The sequence below is a fragment of the Variovorax sp. 10N432 genome, assembly GCF_056394465.1.
In genome coordinates this window covers 202,439-216,541 of sequence record NZ_JBFTHX010000006.1, presented here as the reverse complement: position 1 = coordinate 216,541, position 14,103 = coordinate 202,439, and the positions used below count along the sequence as shown (strand labels likewise).

The window sequence follows — 14,103 nt, the reverse complement described above, 5'->3', positions numbered from 1 at the left end:
GGAAGCCACGTGCTGCAGGCCCCTACTCCGCGGCGATCCGATTGTCCTTGACCACCTTGGCCCAGGCCCGGGCGTCCTCGTCGAGGAAGCGCTGGAAGGCCTCCGGCGGCTCGCCTACCGGCGTCAGGCCATAGCCCTTCAGCTTGGCCCGGAAATCGGCGCCGGAGACGATGCGCTGGGACTGCGCCAGCAAGGCCTCCAGCACCTGCGGCGGCGTTCCCCTGGGCGCGAAGATGCCGTGCCACGAGTCCCCCACGAAGCCCGGGAACGCCTCGGCGATCGCCGGCACGTCGGGCAGGGCCTCGATGCGCTGCGGGCTCGTGACGCCCAGCGCGCGCACCTTGCCCGCCTTCACCTGCGGAATGGCGCCCGTGCTGGCGTCGAGTGCGATATCGACGCGCTGCGCGATCACGTCCGGCAGGAAGTAGTCCTTGTAGGGCACGTGCGTCATCGAGAGGCCGGCCTGGTTGAGCCACCGGGCCATCGCCACGTGGGTGCCCTGCCCGATGCCGGCGCTCGCATACGTCATCGCGTCGGGCCGGGCCTTGGCCTCGCGCACCAGGTCCTGCAGCGACCGGATCCTGGACTCGTTGGAGATGACCAGCACATAGGGGACGGACAGGATCCGCGTCACAGGCACGAAGTCCTCGGCCTTGTACGGCAGCTTCTTGTAGACGTAGGGGTTGATGGAGAAGGTGTTGTTCACGGTCCAGAGCAGCGTGTAGCCGTCGGCGGGCGCATTGGCCGCGGCCTGCGCCGCGATGATGGTGCTGGCGCCGGACCGGTTCTCCACCACCACCGGCTGGCCGGTGGCCCGCGCGAACTCGTCACCCCAAAGCCGCGCGATCACGTCGGGTGACGTGCCGGCGGGAAACGGGACGATGAGCTTCACGGGGCGCGAGGGGTACGGCGCCTGGGCGCGCGCGGCGCCCGTGACGGCAGCCATCCACACGCCTGCCATGCCGATCGCGGTGCGTCGCGAGATCCTGGTCGATGTCATCTCTTGCCTCTTTGCTTGTCTCTGTTGCGAAATCGTGGAACGGTGCACGGCATTCAGGCCTTCAGGTCGAGCCGCCGCACCAGCGGCGGGAAGTCCGCCATGTCCTGTCGGATGGTGGCCTCGAGCGCCGTGGGCGCACCGCCGATCAGCTCCCAGCCGTTGACCTGCGCCCGCGCCTTCATCTGCGTGTCGGCGAGCGCCATGTCGAGCGCCTTGTTCAGGCGCGCGATCACCGGTGCCGGAGTCGCCCGCGGCACCGCCAGCCCGATCCAGAACGAAGGGTCGAAGCGCGGGAAGCCGGATTCGGCCAGCGTGGGCACCTCGGCCATGGAACTCAGGCGGCGCGATCCGGTCTGCGCCAGAGGCACGAGGGTGCCGCCCTTCAGGCCCGCCTGCGCCGAGGAGAAGTCCAGCAGCGCCAGCTGCACCTCGCCGCCCATCAGCCCGGTGATCAGCGGCCCCGATCCCTTGTAGGGGACGTGGACCAGGTCGATGCCGGCCAGCACCTTGAACTGCTCGATGGCGATGTGGTTGGTCGCGCCGATGCCCGCACTGCCGTAGAACAGCTTGCCGGGCTGCGCCTTGGCCTGCGCGGTGAACTCGCGCAGCGTGCGCCAGGGCGACTTGGCCGGCGTCGCCAGGATGCCGACGGCGCGCAAGGCCAGGCCCACCGGCGCCAGGTCACGAACCGGATCCACCTGCGCGCCCTGCTGCACCAGCGGCGCAACGATGTGGTTCGAACGCGAGGTCACCAGCACCGTGTAACCGTCGGGCGGCGCATTCGCGACCACCGCCGTGCCGATCAAACCCGAGGCGCCTGGGCGGTTGTCGATCACCAGCGGCTGGCCCAGCTCGGCGCGCATCGATTCGGCGAGGAAACGGGCGACGATGTCCGAGGGACCGCCGGGCGGATTGGGCACGAGCAGCTTGATGGGACGCTGGGGGAAGGCATCGGCCGCCCACGCGCTTCGGGTGGCGGCCAGGGGCCCGAGCGCCGCGAGGGCGGCGGCCACGAAAGTTCTGCGATTCGTCATTCGGTGGTCTCCGTGGGGGATGGCGTCGAAACGGCCGTTGTCGCGTGCATCGCGGTGTGTCCGCCGAGGGTCTCGGCGACCCAGTCTGCGATCCAGGCGCCCGCGTTGGCCGAGTTGTCGAAGCTCGAGTGCTGCACGCCACCCTCGCGCTCGGTGAACACCTTCAGCTCGCGCGCGGGACTGTTGACCAGCTGGTCGTAGGTGCGCTGCGCCCAGTGCAGCGGAATCTGCGAATCCTTCTGGCCGTGCGTCACGAGGAAAGGCACGCGGATCCGCTCCACCACGCCATCGAGATGGACGCGCTCGGCGATGCGCAGGAACTCTTCCTGGTCCTTCGCGCCCCAGACCCAGCGTACGTGTTCCCAGTAGTGAGGAACCGGCAGGCTGCCTTCGCGCGCGAGCCGCTGGCGCTGCACGTCGCGCCAGTCATGGTTGGCGCCCCACACCACGCCGCAGGCGAAGCGCGGCTCGAAGGCGACGGCGCGCGGGCAGAAATAGCCCCCGAGCGACACGCCCTCCAGGCCGATGCGGCGCGGGTCGATGTCCGCGCGCCGCTCGAGCCAGTCGACGACCGGCGCCGCCCAGCGTTCCGACTCGACCAGCGCCGTCAGGCCATGCAGGCGCAGGGCCTCGCCCGATCCCGGCTGGTCTATGACGAGCGAGGCGACCCCGCGCTGCGCCAGCCAGCGGGGCAGGCCGACGCGGTACTTCATCTCCTTGGTCGAGTCGAGCCCGTTGACCTGGACCAGCACCGGGGCGCGGCTGCCGGGCGGCAGGCCCTCGGCGCGCACGTAGAGGCCGGCGATGTGCGCCTCGCCATACGGAATCTCGACCCGCTCGCAGTTCTCGCCCGCGAGCCGCACGCCGCGTGCGAAGGTCTCCAGGAAGCGGCGGTAGAGCGCCGCGCGCCCTGGCGCACGGTGGGCCTGCAGCCGCTCCGCGGTGATCAGGTAGGTGGCGGCCCGTCCCAGCTTGTCGCCCGCCGAGATCAGGCGTCCCCTGGCCTCGTCCTCGCGCGCGAGCTCGGCGAGCCGGTCGGCCATGCGTTCCCAGCTCTCGCGGAAGGCGAGCGAGGCGGCTGCATCGGGTTGGCGGGCGGCCTCCTGCAGCGGCGCGCACATCACCTCGATCTCGCCGATGCGCGCGCCCATCTCGATCGCCAGGTCGACCGAGAGATTCCAGACGTAGTGGGTGGGAAAGTACTTGAACATGTGTCTCCTGTTTTTGTGTCAGGCCCACGCCGGGCCGTCGGCGGCTGGGTCGCGGAAGCCAGGGTCGAGCGCGCGGCGCCGTCTTCGAGCGCGGGATAGCGGCCGAAGACGGCCTCGACCGCCGCCTGTGGCGCGTAGCGCACGAGCCGCTCGCCCTCGACGCCATGGACCTGCGAGAGCGTTCGCACGACCTGCGCGATCGACAGCCGCAGCACCGGCAGCGGCCATGCGCGACCCCGGGCCTCACGGTCCTCCACCGCCATGGCTGCGGCGTGCACCAGGTTCTGCGCGCAGCGGCGGGCCGGCATCCACCACGCCGTCGCATCGGGACCAGTGGCGCCACCGGGCACCGCGGCGAGGTGAAAGCAGAGGTCCGGCGCGAGTGCCGCGATGCGCTGCCGAACCTCCGGGCCCGCGAGCTCGCCTTCGATCGCGAGGACGCCGCCCTGGCCCTGCCGCAGCCGGTGGTCCAGGCCGACCAGCGTCTCGATCGCACGGCCCCCGACCCTTCCTTCGGACTGCAGCAGCCCCACCAGCTGCGCACCGATGAAGCCCCCCGCGCCGGTCACGAGCACCTTCATCCGTCAGTCCTCGAAGATGGCCACGGCCCGTGTCCAGCCAGCGGAGGCGCCGCGGATCTTGTGCGGGAAGCAGCAGACGGTGAAGCCGTCGCCCGGCAGGGCTTCGAGGTTGTGCAGCTTCTCGAGGTGGCAGTAGCCGATGTCGCGGCCGGCCTTGTGCCCTTCCCAGATCAGCGATGTGTCGCCGGTCTCGGCGATGCGCCGGGCCGTGTAGGCGAACGGGGCGTCCCAGCTCCACGCGTCGGTGCCGGTCAGGCGCACGCCGCGCTCGAGCAGGTACATCGTGGCCTCGTAGCCCATGCCGCAGCCGGCCGAGACATAGTCGCCGTGGCCGTAGCGCTCGCCGGCGCGCGTGTTGACGACCACGATGTCCATCGGGCGAAGCGCATGGCCGATGCGCTGCAGCTCGGCCTCGACATCCTTCGCGGTCGCGACATAGCCGTCGGGAAAGCTTCGGAAGTCGAGCTTCACGCCCGGCCTGAAGCACCAGTCGAGCGGCACCTGGTCGATGGTGATCGACGGCCGGCTGCCGCCCAGCTTGGCGTCCTGGGTCGAGTGAAAATGGTAGGGCGCATCGAGGTGCGTGCCGTTGTGCGTGGACAGGCTCACCCACTCCGCGGCCGCCGCTTCGCCGTCCGGATAGTCCTCGGCCCTGGTGCCGGGGATCATCTGCATGAACTCGGGCAGCGTGTCACCGTGCTTCTGGTAGGTGATCCTCGGCGCCAGCGGCGGCGGGTCCGAGAGCACATCGTTCTCGAGATAGATCGACAGGTCGACAAAGCGCGGCATGGCGGTCTCCCCTCAGGCCTGCGCCGGCGGCGCCTGCACGATGCGCTGGTCGATCGCGCCGAAGACCGGCCGGTCGTTCCAGCGCGCCTCCATGCGGACGCGGTCGCCGAAACGCATGAACGGCGTCGCGCTCGCCCCTTGCTCGATCAGCTCGATCGCGCGACGCTCGGCGATGCAGGCCGAGCCCTTTGCGCCGCCTGCGTTGGAGACGGTGCCCGAGCCGATGAGGGTGCCGGCCGACAGGCGCCGCGTGACGGCTGCGTGCGCGATGAGTTCATCGAAGCCGAAGTTCATCTCGCGCCCGTTGGGCTCGCCGAACCAGCGACCGTTGTAGTCGACCGCGAGGTCCAGGTGCACACGCGAATCCTTCCAGGCATCGCCGATCTCGTCCGGCGTCACCGCCACCGGCGCGAAGCTGGACGAAGGCTTGGCCTGGAAGAAGCCGAAGCCGGTGCGCATCTCGCGCGGCCCGAAGGCACGCAGGCTGACGTCGTTGATCTGGACCAGCAGCAGGATGCGGCTGCGGGCCGCGGTGGCCGAGCAGCCCATCGGCACGCTGTCGACGACGACACCGAACTCGCCCTCGAAGTCGATGCCATGGGCGACGTCGGGCAGCGGGAGGTCGTCGTGCGGCCCGAGCAGGTCGTCGGAGCCGCCTTGGTACATCAGGGGCACCTTGTCGCTGTCCGGGATGGGATCGATGTTGAAGGCCTTCTCCATCAGGCGGCCATGGTTCAGGAAGGCCGAGCCATCGCACCACTGGGGCGCGCGCGGCAATGGTGCTGCGGCGGCCGCGGGATCGAAGTCGAAGGCGCCCGCGGCGGTGCCGGCGTTCAGGGCCTCGTAGCGTGCCGCCAGGTGCGGCGCGGTGTCGCTCCAGCGCTCGATCGCATCGAGCATCGACGGCGCGATGTCGTCCGCGGCGACGGCGCGCTGCAGATCGCGCGAGACCACGACCAGGCGGCCGTCCTTGCGGCCATTCTTGAGGGTGGCGAGTTTCATGCGGGTATCTCTTCGTTCCAATGGACGGGAGCCAGCCCCGCCACCGGCGAGCGAAAGCTGGGCAGGGTCGTGCCGCGCAGGCTGCCGAGGTAGACGGTCCGGAGGTCCGGGCCGCCGAAGGTCAGGCTGGCCATCCACGGCGCGAGGCTTCCGCGGGCGGCGGCCATGATCTCGGGCGTCAGCGTGCGGGACTCGTAGTGGGCGTCGAGCGCGCGCGTCGCCTCCGGGTTGCCGTCGTCGAGCAAGGTCAGCAAGTTCCCCTCGGGCGTGATCGCCACCAGCCGGTCGCTCATCACCAGGGTGACCCAGAGGTTGCCGAAGGCGTCGAAGGCAAAGCCGTCGGGAAAGCCCGGCAGGCGGTCCGGGCCGTAGGTCTCGCGTGCGCCAAGCTCGCCGTCATCGCGCACCTTGAGCCGCGAGATGCGGCGGGCGTTGCTTTCCACCACATAGAGCCACGCCTCGTCGGCGTCCATGCGGACCTCGTTGGTGCCCTCGAGGCCGTCGGCCACGATGCGCACGCCGCGCTCGTCGACGCACGCGATGTAACCGTCGCGCGCGCGGGCGTTGATCGAATCGGTCCAGGGCTGCATGCGGGTCGTGACGGTCAGCCAGAGGCGGCCGCGCCGGTCCCTCAGCACGAAGTTGGCCTTGCCGATCGGCTGGCCGTCGATGCGGTCGAAGAGGCGGCGCACCTTGCCTTCCCGGCTCATGACCTCGACCGAATCGCTGCCCCAGTTGGCGATGAGGATGTCGCCGTCGGGCAGGAACGCGAGGCCGTTGGGCAGCGATCCCTGGCTCAGCACGTAGCGCTTGCCGAAGTCCGCCGCCGCGTCGTCATCTGGCGCGGCCGGCGCGACGAGCCGCTGGCTGCCGTCGGGCGCGATGCGCATCACGCCGCCGCGCGCATCCGCGGCCCAGAGGGTGCCATCGCGCTCGGCCAGCACGCACTCGGGGCGCTGGAGCCCGTGGCCGACGTGGCGGATCGCAGCCCGATCGACCTGCCAGCCTAGAAGAGGATTGTTCTTGGTCATGCTGCTTCGCAAAAGTGCGCGCAGCATAGGCGCGACACCCGGGTTCGCACCAACCGAATCTTCCGATGGCAGGCATCGCGCGGGCGGATACCTCGCACTGGCCTAAGATCTCCGGGATCCCGAGGAGACTCCCCGCATGCGCTCTCAACGCATCGACCTGAACCTGCTGATCGCGCTCGACGCCCTGCTCAGCGAAAGCAACGTGACGCGCGCGGCCGAGCGCGTGCACCTCACGCAGTCCGCGATGAGCGGCGTGCTGGCGCGCCTGCGCGACTACTTCGAGGACCCCCTGCTGGTGCCGATGGGCCGGAGCATGCAACTGACGCCGCGGGCGGAAAGCCTGGCCGAACCAGTGCGCAGGATCCTGCTGCAGGTGGATGCCACGCTGGGCGTGAAGCCCGAGTTCGAACCGGCGACGGCCGAGCGGCATTTCCGAGTCATCGCTTCCGACTATGTGACCCAGGTGCTGCTCGCCGAGGTGCTGCGCCGCATCGCGCAGATGGCGCCGCGCCTGAGCTTCGATGTGCGGCCGACCCACAGCGAAATGGCGCAGGACCTGGACCAGGGCCGCGCCGATTTCCTGGTCACGCCCGCGCACCTGACACTGCCGGAGCACCCGCAGGCCATCCTCTTCGACGACACCTACCACGTCATCGCCTGCCAGCAGAATGCCGACCTGCGTGACGGCTTGACGCTCGAACAGTACAGGTCGCTCGGCCACGTCGTGTACCAGGCCGAGCAGGGGGACAACCCGTGGTTCGAGCAGTGGTATGCCAACCAGCACGGCAACACGCGGCGTGTCGAGGTGGTGGCGCACGGCTTCCTGCTGATCCCGCGCTTCGTCGTCGGTACGCGCCGCATCGCAACCGTCCAGACAAGGCTGGCAAAGCAATTTGTCCAGTCGATGCCGCTGGCCCTGTTCGAGCCGCCGCTCGAGACGCCTCGGTTGACCGAGGTCCTGCAATGGCACCGCTATCGCGAGGACGATCCGGGTGTGCGCTGGGTTCGAGAGCAGATCGTCGCGCTGGCCGAGGTCATGCCCGCGATCTGAAGCGATACGACCGAGCGCACACCCACGCAGCGGGCGCTCAGCCGCGCGCGCGTGCCGCGTTTCTCAGGTCGCGGATCTGGTCGTGGTTGCGCTGCGCACCATCGGCCTGCCGCTGAACGACGACGCGCACATCGGCCGGCAGGCTCTGCTTCAGGGCCTTCCGATAGCGGGCCACCGCGCTGTCCTCGCCGCGCTCGCAGGACTCGAGAATCGACAGCTCGTTGTCTGCACCGACGCTTCCCTTGACTTGCACCCAACCCCGATGCATCGCACCGGCCGCGGTGCCTCCAGACGCCGGTTCGCCGCCGTAGGCACGCACGAGTTGCACCAACTCCTCGCCCGCCTGCCGGCAGCCTTCGGCGCGGCTGGCGAAGAGCTGCTTGGCTGCTGCGCTCTCGACTTGCTCGGCACAGGTCTTGAATCCGTATTCGCCGTCGCGCGCGTTCTCCAGCAGGTCGTTCAGGATGTCGACCACGTCGTCGTTCGACAGGTCTTCGTGGCTCACGATGTCGCTGCCATTGGCCTGCTTCGCGTAGTAGACCTCGTCGGCGCGCTCCCAGGCGGCCCGGGTCGCCGGCCGGGCATCCGCCCATGCGAGGTCCGACGCGCCACGCCTGGTTTCCCATTCGGACGCGAGCAGCGGCTCTGCGGTTTCGAAATCGGTGCCGCGGGTGCTGCGGCCGGACCAGCCCATCTCGTAGGCCGGCGCGTAGTCGTCGTAGCTTCGGTCCACAGCCACGTAGGGCTGGCGGCCGTGGTTCTCCCGCCAATACGCATCCTCGGCGGTCGGGTTGACGCCTTCGGCCGCGGCCTTGCCGCCCAGCCCGCCGACGACGGCACCGGCCACCAGGCCCACCACCGTCCCGATCGGACCTGCGAGCGAGCCGGCTGCTGCGCCGGCCAGGCCGCCGCCCGCCGCGCCAAGGCCGGTGCCCACGGGATGGGCGCCGGGTGCGCCGGTGATCGGGTCTCGATTGGGAACGCCATTGCCGAGTTGGCCGTCATCTGTTGCCATGTCATCTCCTTGTATTGCCCGCATCGGGCAGGGTTGGGAGCGCTCCGTCGAAGCGCTTCGAGGAGCACCGTAGGCAGGCGGCGGGCGCTTGCAGGTCATCGCAAGCGTGGAGTGGTTGTCAGCCAAGACCTCGACGACCCGCGCGCGCTAGGCGCCGCACTCGACGATGGAGAACTCGACGCGCCGGTCGAGGGCGTTCACCACGTCGTCGGTGCCGCTGCCGACCAGGTTGTGGCGCGAGCCCTGGCCCTCGGCCCGCGTCCGGTCGGCCAGCTGGGCGGATTCCGCGACCAGCCGTTGCCTGATGTACTGCGCGCGCCGCAGCGACAGCGAATCGTTCACCTCTTCGGGCCCGGTCTTGCTCGAGTGGCCGATGATGGCCATGCAGACCCGGGAGCTGCCGCCCTGCCTGGCGATCTGTCGCAGCCACATGCGGTATGCGCTCGTGACCTTGGGGTCCGACCAGAAGGCGGTCGTGCCGGGGTTGAAGAGAAACTTCACCCCGAGCTGGTTGTGCGCGATCCCGTAGGCCGCCACGCGTCCGAATGCGTCCTCGGCCTCCGCCGACTGCCCGAGCTTGAGGGTCGTGAGGTAGATGCCGTTGAGCACCCGGATCTGGTCACCGCCCGGTGTCGCCGAGGCACGGCGGTACTGGGCGAGCGCCTCGCGGTACTGACCCGCGTTGTAGAGCTGGTTGGCGTCGTGGATCACGGTGCCGGTCGCCATGTGCGCGAGATAGACCGCATCGGCCTTCTCGCCGCGGGCCGCGCGGCTGGTCCGCACCAGGCCCTCGACAACCTCGTCCTTCAACAGCACTGGACTGTCGCGGTCGTAAGCCAGCGGAGTCATGTCGACATCGTTCGTCCGCGCCAGCGTGGAGGCCTGGGCGGCCACGGTGCTGTCCTTCAGGTCCACCAGGGCGAGGCTGATGCGCAGGCCGGCGTCTTCGCGCGCCAGCGTGCCGGCAAGAAGGTACTGGGCACGCGGAAGGTTCGCTGCCTTGAATGCGAGCGTCTCGATCTGCTTGAAGTTCACGGCCGCGTGGGCAGCGATGCCGCGGTCCAGACGCTGCGTACCGGCGGTCTGCTGGCCGCTTCCGGCGTCGAGCGTCGGATCGAGCACGATGACCTGCTTGTTCGGCTGCGCCGGTCCGAATGGCAGCAAGCCCTGGCTGGGCCCGGCCTGCTTCAGCAGGGCATCGGTCACCGTGGCGACCGCCTGGTCGAAGGGTTGTGGCGGGTCGCTGCGTTGTGGCGTGGCGCAACCGGTCAGGCCGATCGATAGGAAGGCGCCGAAGAGCAGACGGAGGAAATGTTCATGGAAATTCGCGCGGCGGTCTATTTGCATCGGGACTTCAGAAATGCAGCTTCTTCGGGATTGAGTGGTTCCAGAGAAGACTTCAAAACGAGATCGCTGCATCTAGGTGGTCGGCCCGACGGGGTGTAGGACGCAGCAGTGGGCTGGTCCTCGGAAACTGTGCGGTTTTTCTCGGAATCCCTGATCGTGTCCGCGGCCCCCCGGGTGGACAGGGCCGGCGCAGCCTTGCGCGTTGCGGCACGCGCCGGCGGTTGCGGGTCTGGCGTCGCGGCCGGCGCATCGACGACCGGGACGGGTGCCGGCGTGGAAGGCGCGACCGGATCTACCGGCCCCCGCTCGATGACAACAGGGACTTCAGAAGGAACTGGCCCGGCAACGTTGGACGCCCGCCCGCCCAACCACAAGGCTCCTCCGGCGGCGGCGCACACCAGGAGCGAGATCAGCGCGTGCCGTGTGGAAGGGCGGCGCGAGGCGCCCTGCTTCGGCTCGGCATCGAGGAGCGCCTGGAACTCGGCCACATCCTGCGGCCTCGACTCCGGGCGAACCGCCAGTGCCGCATCGATGGCATGCAGAAAGGCAGGGCTGTAGCGTCCTGCATGGGTCAGCGCGAGCGGCTGCACCGGATCCTTGACCACCCGCACCACCGAGGCGATCGGCGGCCGGCCGGTGATGGCGTAGTGAAGCACGCCCGCCAGCGCATAGAGATCGGTCCAGGCGCCTTGCAGCATGGTTCCGCCGTACTGCTCGACCGGCGCGAAGCCCGGTTTGAGCATCGTGGTCAGCACCTGTGTCCGGTCGTTGATCACATGGCGCGCGGCGCCGAAGTCGAGCAGCAGCGGACCGGCGGCGGTGAGGAGGATGTTGTCGGGCGAGATGTCCCGGTGATAGCACTGCTCTCGATGCATCACGCTCAGCGCGTCGAGCAGCGGGTGAAGCCATTCGCGCAACAGCGATTCGGGTGGTCGCGTTCCAAGTTGCGCCAGCGCCGTCTTGAGGGTCGGGCCTTCGTAGTACGGCATCGCCATGTAGGCCGTGCCGTTGGCCGCCCAGTATCGGAGCACCTTCACGAGCGCCGGGTGATCGAAGCGGGCGAGCAGCCGTGCTTCATTGATGAAGCTCTTCAAGCCTGCGGCGAAGGTCTCGCGGTGCTGCTCGGACCGCATCGACACCTCGAGCGACACGGCGCCGCGCACCGCCAGCGAGGACGGCATGTATTCCTTGATCGCCACATGGCGCTCGAGCGCGAGATCCCAGGCCAGGTAGACGATGCCGAATCCGCCTTCGCCGATCTGACGCAGGATCCGGAACCCCTCGATCTCGGTGCCCTCGGGCAGCGCATGGATCGCGCCCAGGTAGCCGGCATGTGAATCGTTGGGCGCGCTGTCGGCCGCATTGGCGGGTCTGATGTAGGGAACGGTCTTCTCTGCCGCCATCGATTGGGTTTTCATTGAGGAGTCTCGACCGTGGCGCAAGACCGCGCACCGTGTCCACGAGTCTGGCACGGCATGACGCCATCCATGCGTGCATATCGCACGAATGAGTCGAAGTTCGGGGCTCCTTTGGGCGCGCGGCGGCGACGAATGGCGCCGTGTAGGACTGGTCCGACCCGCGCTGCAGCTTTCAACCGAAAACTTCCGCGTGCCTGCGGCCGCATATTCCACATCCCACCAGCAGACTCTCAGGCGACACATGTTTTCTCGATTTCTCGCCCATTGGGGCTGCGCGTTTCGTTCATGGATGGACCGCCTGTCTTCTTCAAGCGCGCCCGCCTCGACGCCGGCGCAGGCTCCCCGCACTGGTCAGGAGGTCGAGCCGCCCCAGGCCGGTGCCGCTGCCGGCAACATGCGCTCGCTCGAAGAACTCAGGACCGATCTCGCGCGCCTGCGCGCTTCGTCGAAGGAGCGGCACGCGGCCGCCCCGATCAGGCGGCAGCAGTCCTTCGACGACGAGGTCTTCGCCAACTTCGTCGCGCCAGTGGCACCCACGCCGGACCCGGCAGGCCAGGAGGACTACACCAGGACCGTGTACGTGCCTCGCAAGCCGAGCCCGGCGAAATGATCGCTGCCCGCTACTGACGCCCCTTCGCGGCCCTTCCGCCTGCAAGCACGCGTCGTCCGGACCGACGCGCACTGACGAAGGCCGCGCACCCCGTTCGCGTGCGCTTTGCGCGCCAATGCAAGCATGCCGTCAGAAGCCGCGCTTCCCGCGAAGGCAGCCGTCAGCTGGAGTTGCACAGACATGCTCACCATCGACCAAAAAGAAGCCATCCTGCGCAGGGCAGGCACGACCGTTCCGGATTTCCCGCCGGTTCGTCCGACGCCCGTGCTGCCCCGCAGGCGGGACGGACCCTCGGCGCGGCGCCAGGCCATCGAGGAATGGTCCGACGCCGTGGCGGCACTGTACGTCGAGCACATCGCGGCCCGGGGCGACAAGAAGTAGCAGGAACCGAGGTCACGCGGCCTTGCGCGTCGCTTTCGCGGGGGCCTTGGCCGCCGTCTTGGCGCGGGTCCGGGCCTTGGACTTCTTCGCCGGCTCCGACCTGGGAGCGCTCTTGGCGCCCTTCAGACTGCGCTGCAGCAGCGCCGTGAGGTCGATCACGTTCGCGTTCTCCTGAGCGGGCTCTTCTTCGGGCTGAATCACCGTCTCCGTGTCGCCCGCCTTGACCTTCTTGTCGACGATCTTCATCACCTCGTGCTTGAACTCGTCCTTGAAGTCCTGCGGTTCCCACCGACCGGTCATCTCGCCGACAAGTTGCTCGGCCATCTTCATCTCGGCCGGAGTGAGCTTCGCGCCCTTGACGCCCTCGGCGGGCAGGTCGAGCCCCGCAAGCGATTTCACCTCGTCGCCCGAGCGCAGGAGGTTCAGCACCAGCGCAGCGCCAGAGGGCACGAGCACGGCGAGGTGCTGCCTGGTGGCGATGACCACCTTGGCCAGTCCCACCTTGCCGGTCTTCACGAGCGTCTCGCGCAACAGCGCATACACTTTTTGCCCCTTGTTGATCGGGGCAACGTAGTACGGGCGTTCGAGATACACGAAAGGAATCTCGTTCGCCTCGATGAAGCGCTGAATCTCGATGGTCTGCATCGTGCGGGGGTATGCGGCTGCGATCTCTTCGGGCGAGATGACCACGTACTTGCCGTCCTCGTACTCGACCCCTTTGACGATGTTCTCCTTGGCGATCTCCTTGCCCGTCTTCTTGTTGATGCGCCTGTAACCCACCGGGTCCATGCTGCGCTTGTCGAGCCAGTCGAAGTCCACGCCCTGCTCGGTCGTCGCCGTGTGGAGTCCGACCGGGATGTGCACCAAGCCGAAGCTGATGGCGCCCTTCCAGAGTGTTCTGCTGCCAGTGGCCATGGTGGTCGTCCTTGTCATGCAATCGCTGATCGCCAGTCTGGCCCCCAGGTGGACGAAGCCGCGTAGGCGCTTGGCGGCTGTTCCTGTCAACCTTGGCAACCGACTCAGGCACATCGGCCTCCCGCTCGGTAGCTCCGTCAAGAACCTGCGGCCAAATCCTACGTGCGCCATCCTGGCCGGGCCGCACGGTACCTTTCCCCGCAACCCAACCGGAGCCATAGATGCCCACCACCAAACGCGCCGAACCCGATGCATGCTCGCTGCTGGATGCCGACCATCGCAAGGTGAAGAAGATGTTCAAGGCCTACGAGGAACTCACCAAGTCGAAGGCCGCTGGCGCACCACAAAAGAAGCGCGAACTCGCCAATGAAATTTGCATGGAGCTGACAGTCCATGCCCAGATCGAAGAAGAAATCTTCTACCCTGCTCTTCGCGAAGCCATCAAGGAGACCGACCTGCTCGACGAGGCCGAGGTGGAGCATGCCAGCGCCAAGGACCTGATCGCCCAGATCGAGGAGGCTGCGGATGTCGATGACATGTTCGATGCCAAGGTCATCGTGCTCGGCGAGTACATCGACCACCATGTCAAGGAGGAACGCAATGAAATGTTTGTCAAGGCCCGAGCAGCACGCGGCCTTGACCTGGTGGCCCTGCGCGAGCAGCTGGAGATCCGCAAGGAAGAGCTCATGTCTGAGCTCGCAGGATCGACCGCCTGAGA

15 protein-coding genes are annotated in these 14,103 nt (G+C 68.4%); 4 read left to right on the top strand and 11 right to left on the bottom strand.

Features of this window, described 5'->3' with window-relative positions:
- Window positions 1-22: 22 nt before the first annotated feature.
- Genes AC1DF3_RS10135 through AC1DF3_RS10105 form a run of 7 tightly spaced genes read right to left on the bottom strand, consistent with a single transcriptional unit; the run spans window position 23 to window position 6,648 of the window.
- Window positions 23-1,000 (bottom strand): Bug family tripartite tricarboxylate transporter substrate binding protein, encoded by a 978-nt coding sequence (locus tag AC1DF3_RS10135; RefSeq protein ID WP_286531216.1) that lies wholly within the window; start codon window positions 998-1,000, stop codon window positions 23-25.
- A gap of 53 nt (window positions 1,001-1,053) precedes the next feature.
- Window positions 1,054-2,034: a Bug family tripartite tricarboxylate transporter substrate binding protein gene (locus AC1DF3_RS10130; RefSeq protein WP_478139558.1), complete on the bottom strand. Its 981-nt coding sequence runs from the start codon at window positions 2,032-2,034 to the stop codon at window positions 1,054-1,056.
- The gene (locus AC1DF3_RS10125) at window positions 2,031-3,245 is read right to left on the bottom strand and encodes an alpha/beta hydrolase family protein (protein WP_478139557.1); all 1,215 of its coding nucleotides are present in this window, start codon (window positions 3,243-3,245) and stop codon (window positions 2,031-2,033) included. The genes AC1DF3_RS10130 and AC1DF3_RS10125 overlap by 4 nt, the downstream gene beginning before the upstream one ends.
- Complete coding sequence (locus AC1DF3_RS10120; protein WP_478139556.1) at window positions 3,155-3,826, bottom strand: NAD-dependent epimerase/dehydratase family protein; 672 nt, start codon at window positions 3,824-3,826, stop codon at window positions 3,155-3,157. The genes AC1DF3_RS10125 and AC1DF3_RS10120 overlap by 91 nt, the downstream gene beginning before the upstream one ends.
- A 3-nt stretch (window positions 3,827-3,829) precedes the next feature.
- Window positions 3,830-4,615, bottom strand: a complete 786-nt coding sequence (locus tag AC1DF3_RS10115) for a cyclase family protein (protein WP_286531210.1) — start codon at window positions 4,613-4,615, stop codon at window positions 3,830-3,832.
- A 12-nt stretch (window positions 4,616-4,627) separates the two neighbouring features.
- Window positions 4,628-5,617, bottom strand: a complete 990-nt coding sequence (locus tag AC1DF3_RS10110) for a fumarylacetoacetate hydrolase family protein (protein WP_301810441.1) — start codon at window positions 5,615-5,617, stop codon at window positions 4,628-4,630.
- Window positions 5,614-6,648 (bottom strand): SMP-30/gluconolactonase/LRE family protein, encoded by a 1,035-nt coding sequence (locus AC1DF3_RS10105; protein WP_478139555.1) that lies wholly within the window; start codon window positions 6,646-6,648, stop codon window positions 5,614-5,616. The genes AC1DF3_RS10110 and AC1DF3_RS10105 overlap by 4 nt, the downstream gene beginning before the upstream one ends.
- A gap of 136 nt (window positions 6,649-6,784) precedes the next feature.
- Between AC1DF3_RS10105 and AC1DF3_RS10100 the strand changes: the two genes are divergently transcribed.
- Window positions 6,785-7,699, top strand: a complete 915-nt coding sequence (locus tag AC1DF3_RS10100) for a LysR family transcriptional regulator (protein ID WP_478139554.1) — start codon at window positions 6,785-6,787, stop codon at window positions 7,697-7,699.
- A gap of 37 nt (window positions 7,700-7,736) precedes the next feature.
- On the opposite strand, the gene AC1DF3_RS10095 is transcribed toward AC1DF3_RS10100, so the two are convergent.
- The 3 genes from AC1DF3_RS10095 to AC1DF3_RS10085 all read right to left on the bottom strand — a co-directional run bounded on the left by AC1DF3_RS10095 (window position 7,737) and on the right by AC1DF3_RS10085 (window position 11,479).
- Complete coding sequence (locus AC1DF3_RS10095) at window positions 7,737-8,714, bottom strand: ferritin-like domain-containing protein (RefSeq protein ID WP_478139553.1); 978 nt, start codon at window positions 8,712-8,714, stop codon at window positions 7,737-7,739.
- A gap of 147 nt (window positions 8,715-8,861) precedes the next feature.
- On the bottom strand, window positions 8,862-10,061 hold the full coding sequence (locus tag AC1DF3_RS10090; RefSeq protein WP_478139552.1) for an OmpA family protein: 1,200 nt from the start codon (window positions 10,059-10,061) through the stop codon (window positions 8,862-8,864).
- On the bottom strand, window positions 10,052-11,479 hold the full coding sequence (locus AC1DF3_RS10085) for a serine/threonine protein kinase (RefSeq protein WP_478139551.1): 1,428 nt from the start codon (window positions 11,477-11,479) through the stop codon (window positions 10,052-10,054). Before AC1DF3_RS10085 ends, AC1DF3_RS10090 begins: the two co-directional genes overlap by 10 nt.
- A gap of 241 nt (window positions 11,480-11,720) precedes the next feature.
- On the opposite strand from AC1DF3_RS10085, the gene AC1DF3_RS10080 reads away from it, so the two are divergent.
- Window positions 11,721-12,089, top strand: a complete 369-nt coding sequence (locus AC1DF3_RS10080) for a hypothetical protein (RefSeq protein ID WP_478139550.1) — start codon at window positions 11,721-11,723, stop codon at window positions 12,087-12,089.
- 180 nt (window positions 12,090-12,269) lie between these two features.
- Window positions 12,270-12,470 (top strand): hypothetical protein, encoded by a 201-nt coding sequence (locus AC1DF3_RS10075; RefSeq protein WP_301810422.1) that lies wholly within the window; start codon window positions 12,270-12,272, stop codon window positions 12,468-12,470.
- A gap of 12 nt (window positions 12,471-12,482) precedes the next feature.
- Here AC1DF3_RS10075 and ku read toward each other — a convergent pair whose 3' ends face one another.
- Complete coding sequence (ku, locus tag AC1DF3_RS10070; protein WP_478139549.1) at window positions 12,483-13,385, bottom strand: non-homologous end joining protein Ku; 903 nt, start codon at window positions 13,383-13,385, stop codon at window positions 12,483-12,485.
- Window positions 13,386-13,606: 221 nt separating this feature from the next.
- On the opposite strand from ku, the gene AC1DF3_RS10065 reads away from it, so the two are divergent.
- Entirely contained in the window at window positions 13,607-14,101 is a 495-nt protein-coding gene (locus AC1DF3_RS10065; protein ID WP_286531193.1) for a hemerythrin domain-containing protein, read from the top strand.
- The last annotated feature ends 2 nt before the right edge of the window (window positions 14,102-14,103 follow it).

What these genes read in the sequence shown, in the direction of transcription:
- AC1DF3_RS10135 (WP_286531216.1), bottom strand. Translation starts at nt 1,000, where the DNA reads ATGACATCGACCAGGATCTCGCGACGCACCGCGATCGGCATGGCAGGC.
- AC1DF3_RS10130 (WP_478139558.1), bottom strand. Translation starts at nt 2,034, where the DNA reads ATGACGAATCGCAGAACTTTCGTGGCCGCCGCCCTCGCGGCGCTCGGG.
- AC1DF3_RS10125 (WP_478139557.1), bottom strand. Translation starts at nt 3,245, where the DNA reads ATGTTCAAGTACTTTCCCACCCACTACGTCTGGAATCTCTCGGTCGAC.
- AC1DF3_RS10120 (WP_478139556.1), bottom strand. Translation starts at nt 3,826, where the DNA reads ATGAAGGTGCTCGTGACCGGCGCGGGGGGCTTCATCGGTGCGCAGCTG.
- AC1DF3_RS10115 (WP_286531210.1), bottom strand. Translation starts at nt 4,615, where the DNA reads ATGCCGCGCTTTGTCGACCTGTCGATCTATCTCGAGAACGATGTGCTC.
- AC1DF3_RS10110 (WP_301810441.1), bottom strand. Translation starts at nt 5,617, where the DNA reads ATGAAACTCGCCACCCTCAAGAATGGCCGCAAGGACGGCCGCCTGGTC.
- AC1DF3_RS10105 (WP_478139555.1), bottom strand. Translation starts at nt 6,648, where the DNA reads ATGACCAAGAACAATCCTCTTCTAGGCTGGCAGGTCGATCGGGCTGCG.
- AC1DF3_RS10100 (WP_478139554.1), top strand. Translation starts at nt 6,785, where the DNA reads ATGCGCTCTCAACGCATCGACCTGAACCTGCTGATCGCGCTCGACGCC.
- AC1DF3_RS10095 (WP_478139553.1), bottom strand. Translation starts at nt 8,714, where the DNA reads ATGGCAACAGATGACGGCCAACTCGGCAATGGCGTTCCCAATCGAGAC.
- AC1DF3_RS10090 (WP_478139552.1), bottom strand. Translation starts at nt 10,061, where the DNA reads ATGCAAATAGACCGCCGCGCGAATTTCCATGAACATTTCCTCCGTCTG.
- AC1DF3_RS10085 (WP_478139551.1), bottom strand. Translation starts at nt 11,479, where the DNA reads ATGAAAACCCAATCGATGGCGGCAGAGAAGACCGTTCCCTACATCAGA.
- AC1DF3_RS10080 (WP_478139550.1), top strand. Translation starts at nt 11,721, where the DNA reads ATGTTTTCTCGATTTCTCGCCCATTGGGGCTGCGCGTTTCGTTCATGG.
- AC1DF3_RS10075 (WP_301810422.1), top strand. Translation starts at nt 12,270, where the DNA reads ATGCTCACCATCGACCAAAAAGAAGCCATCCTGCGCAGGGCAGGCACG.
- ku (WP_478139549.1), bottom strand. Translation starts at nt 13,385, where the DNA reads ATGGCCACTGGCAGCAGAACACTCTGGAAGGGCGCCATCAGCTTCGGC.
- AC1DF3_RS10065 (WP_286531193.1), top strand. Translation starts at nt 13,607, where the DNA reads ATGCCCACCACCAAACGCGCCGAACCCGATGCATGCTCGCTGCTGGAT.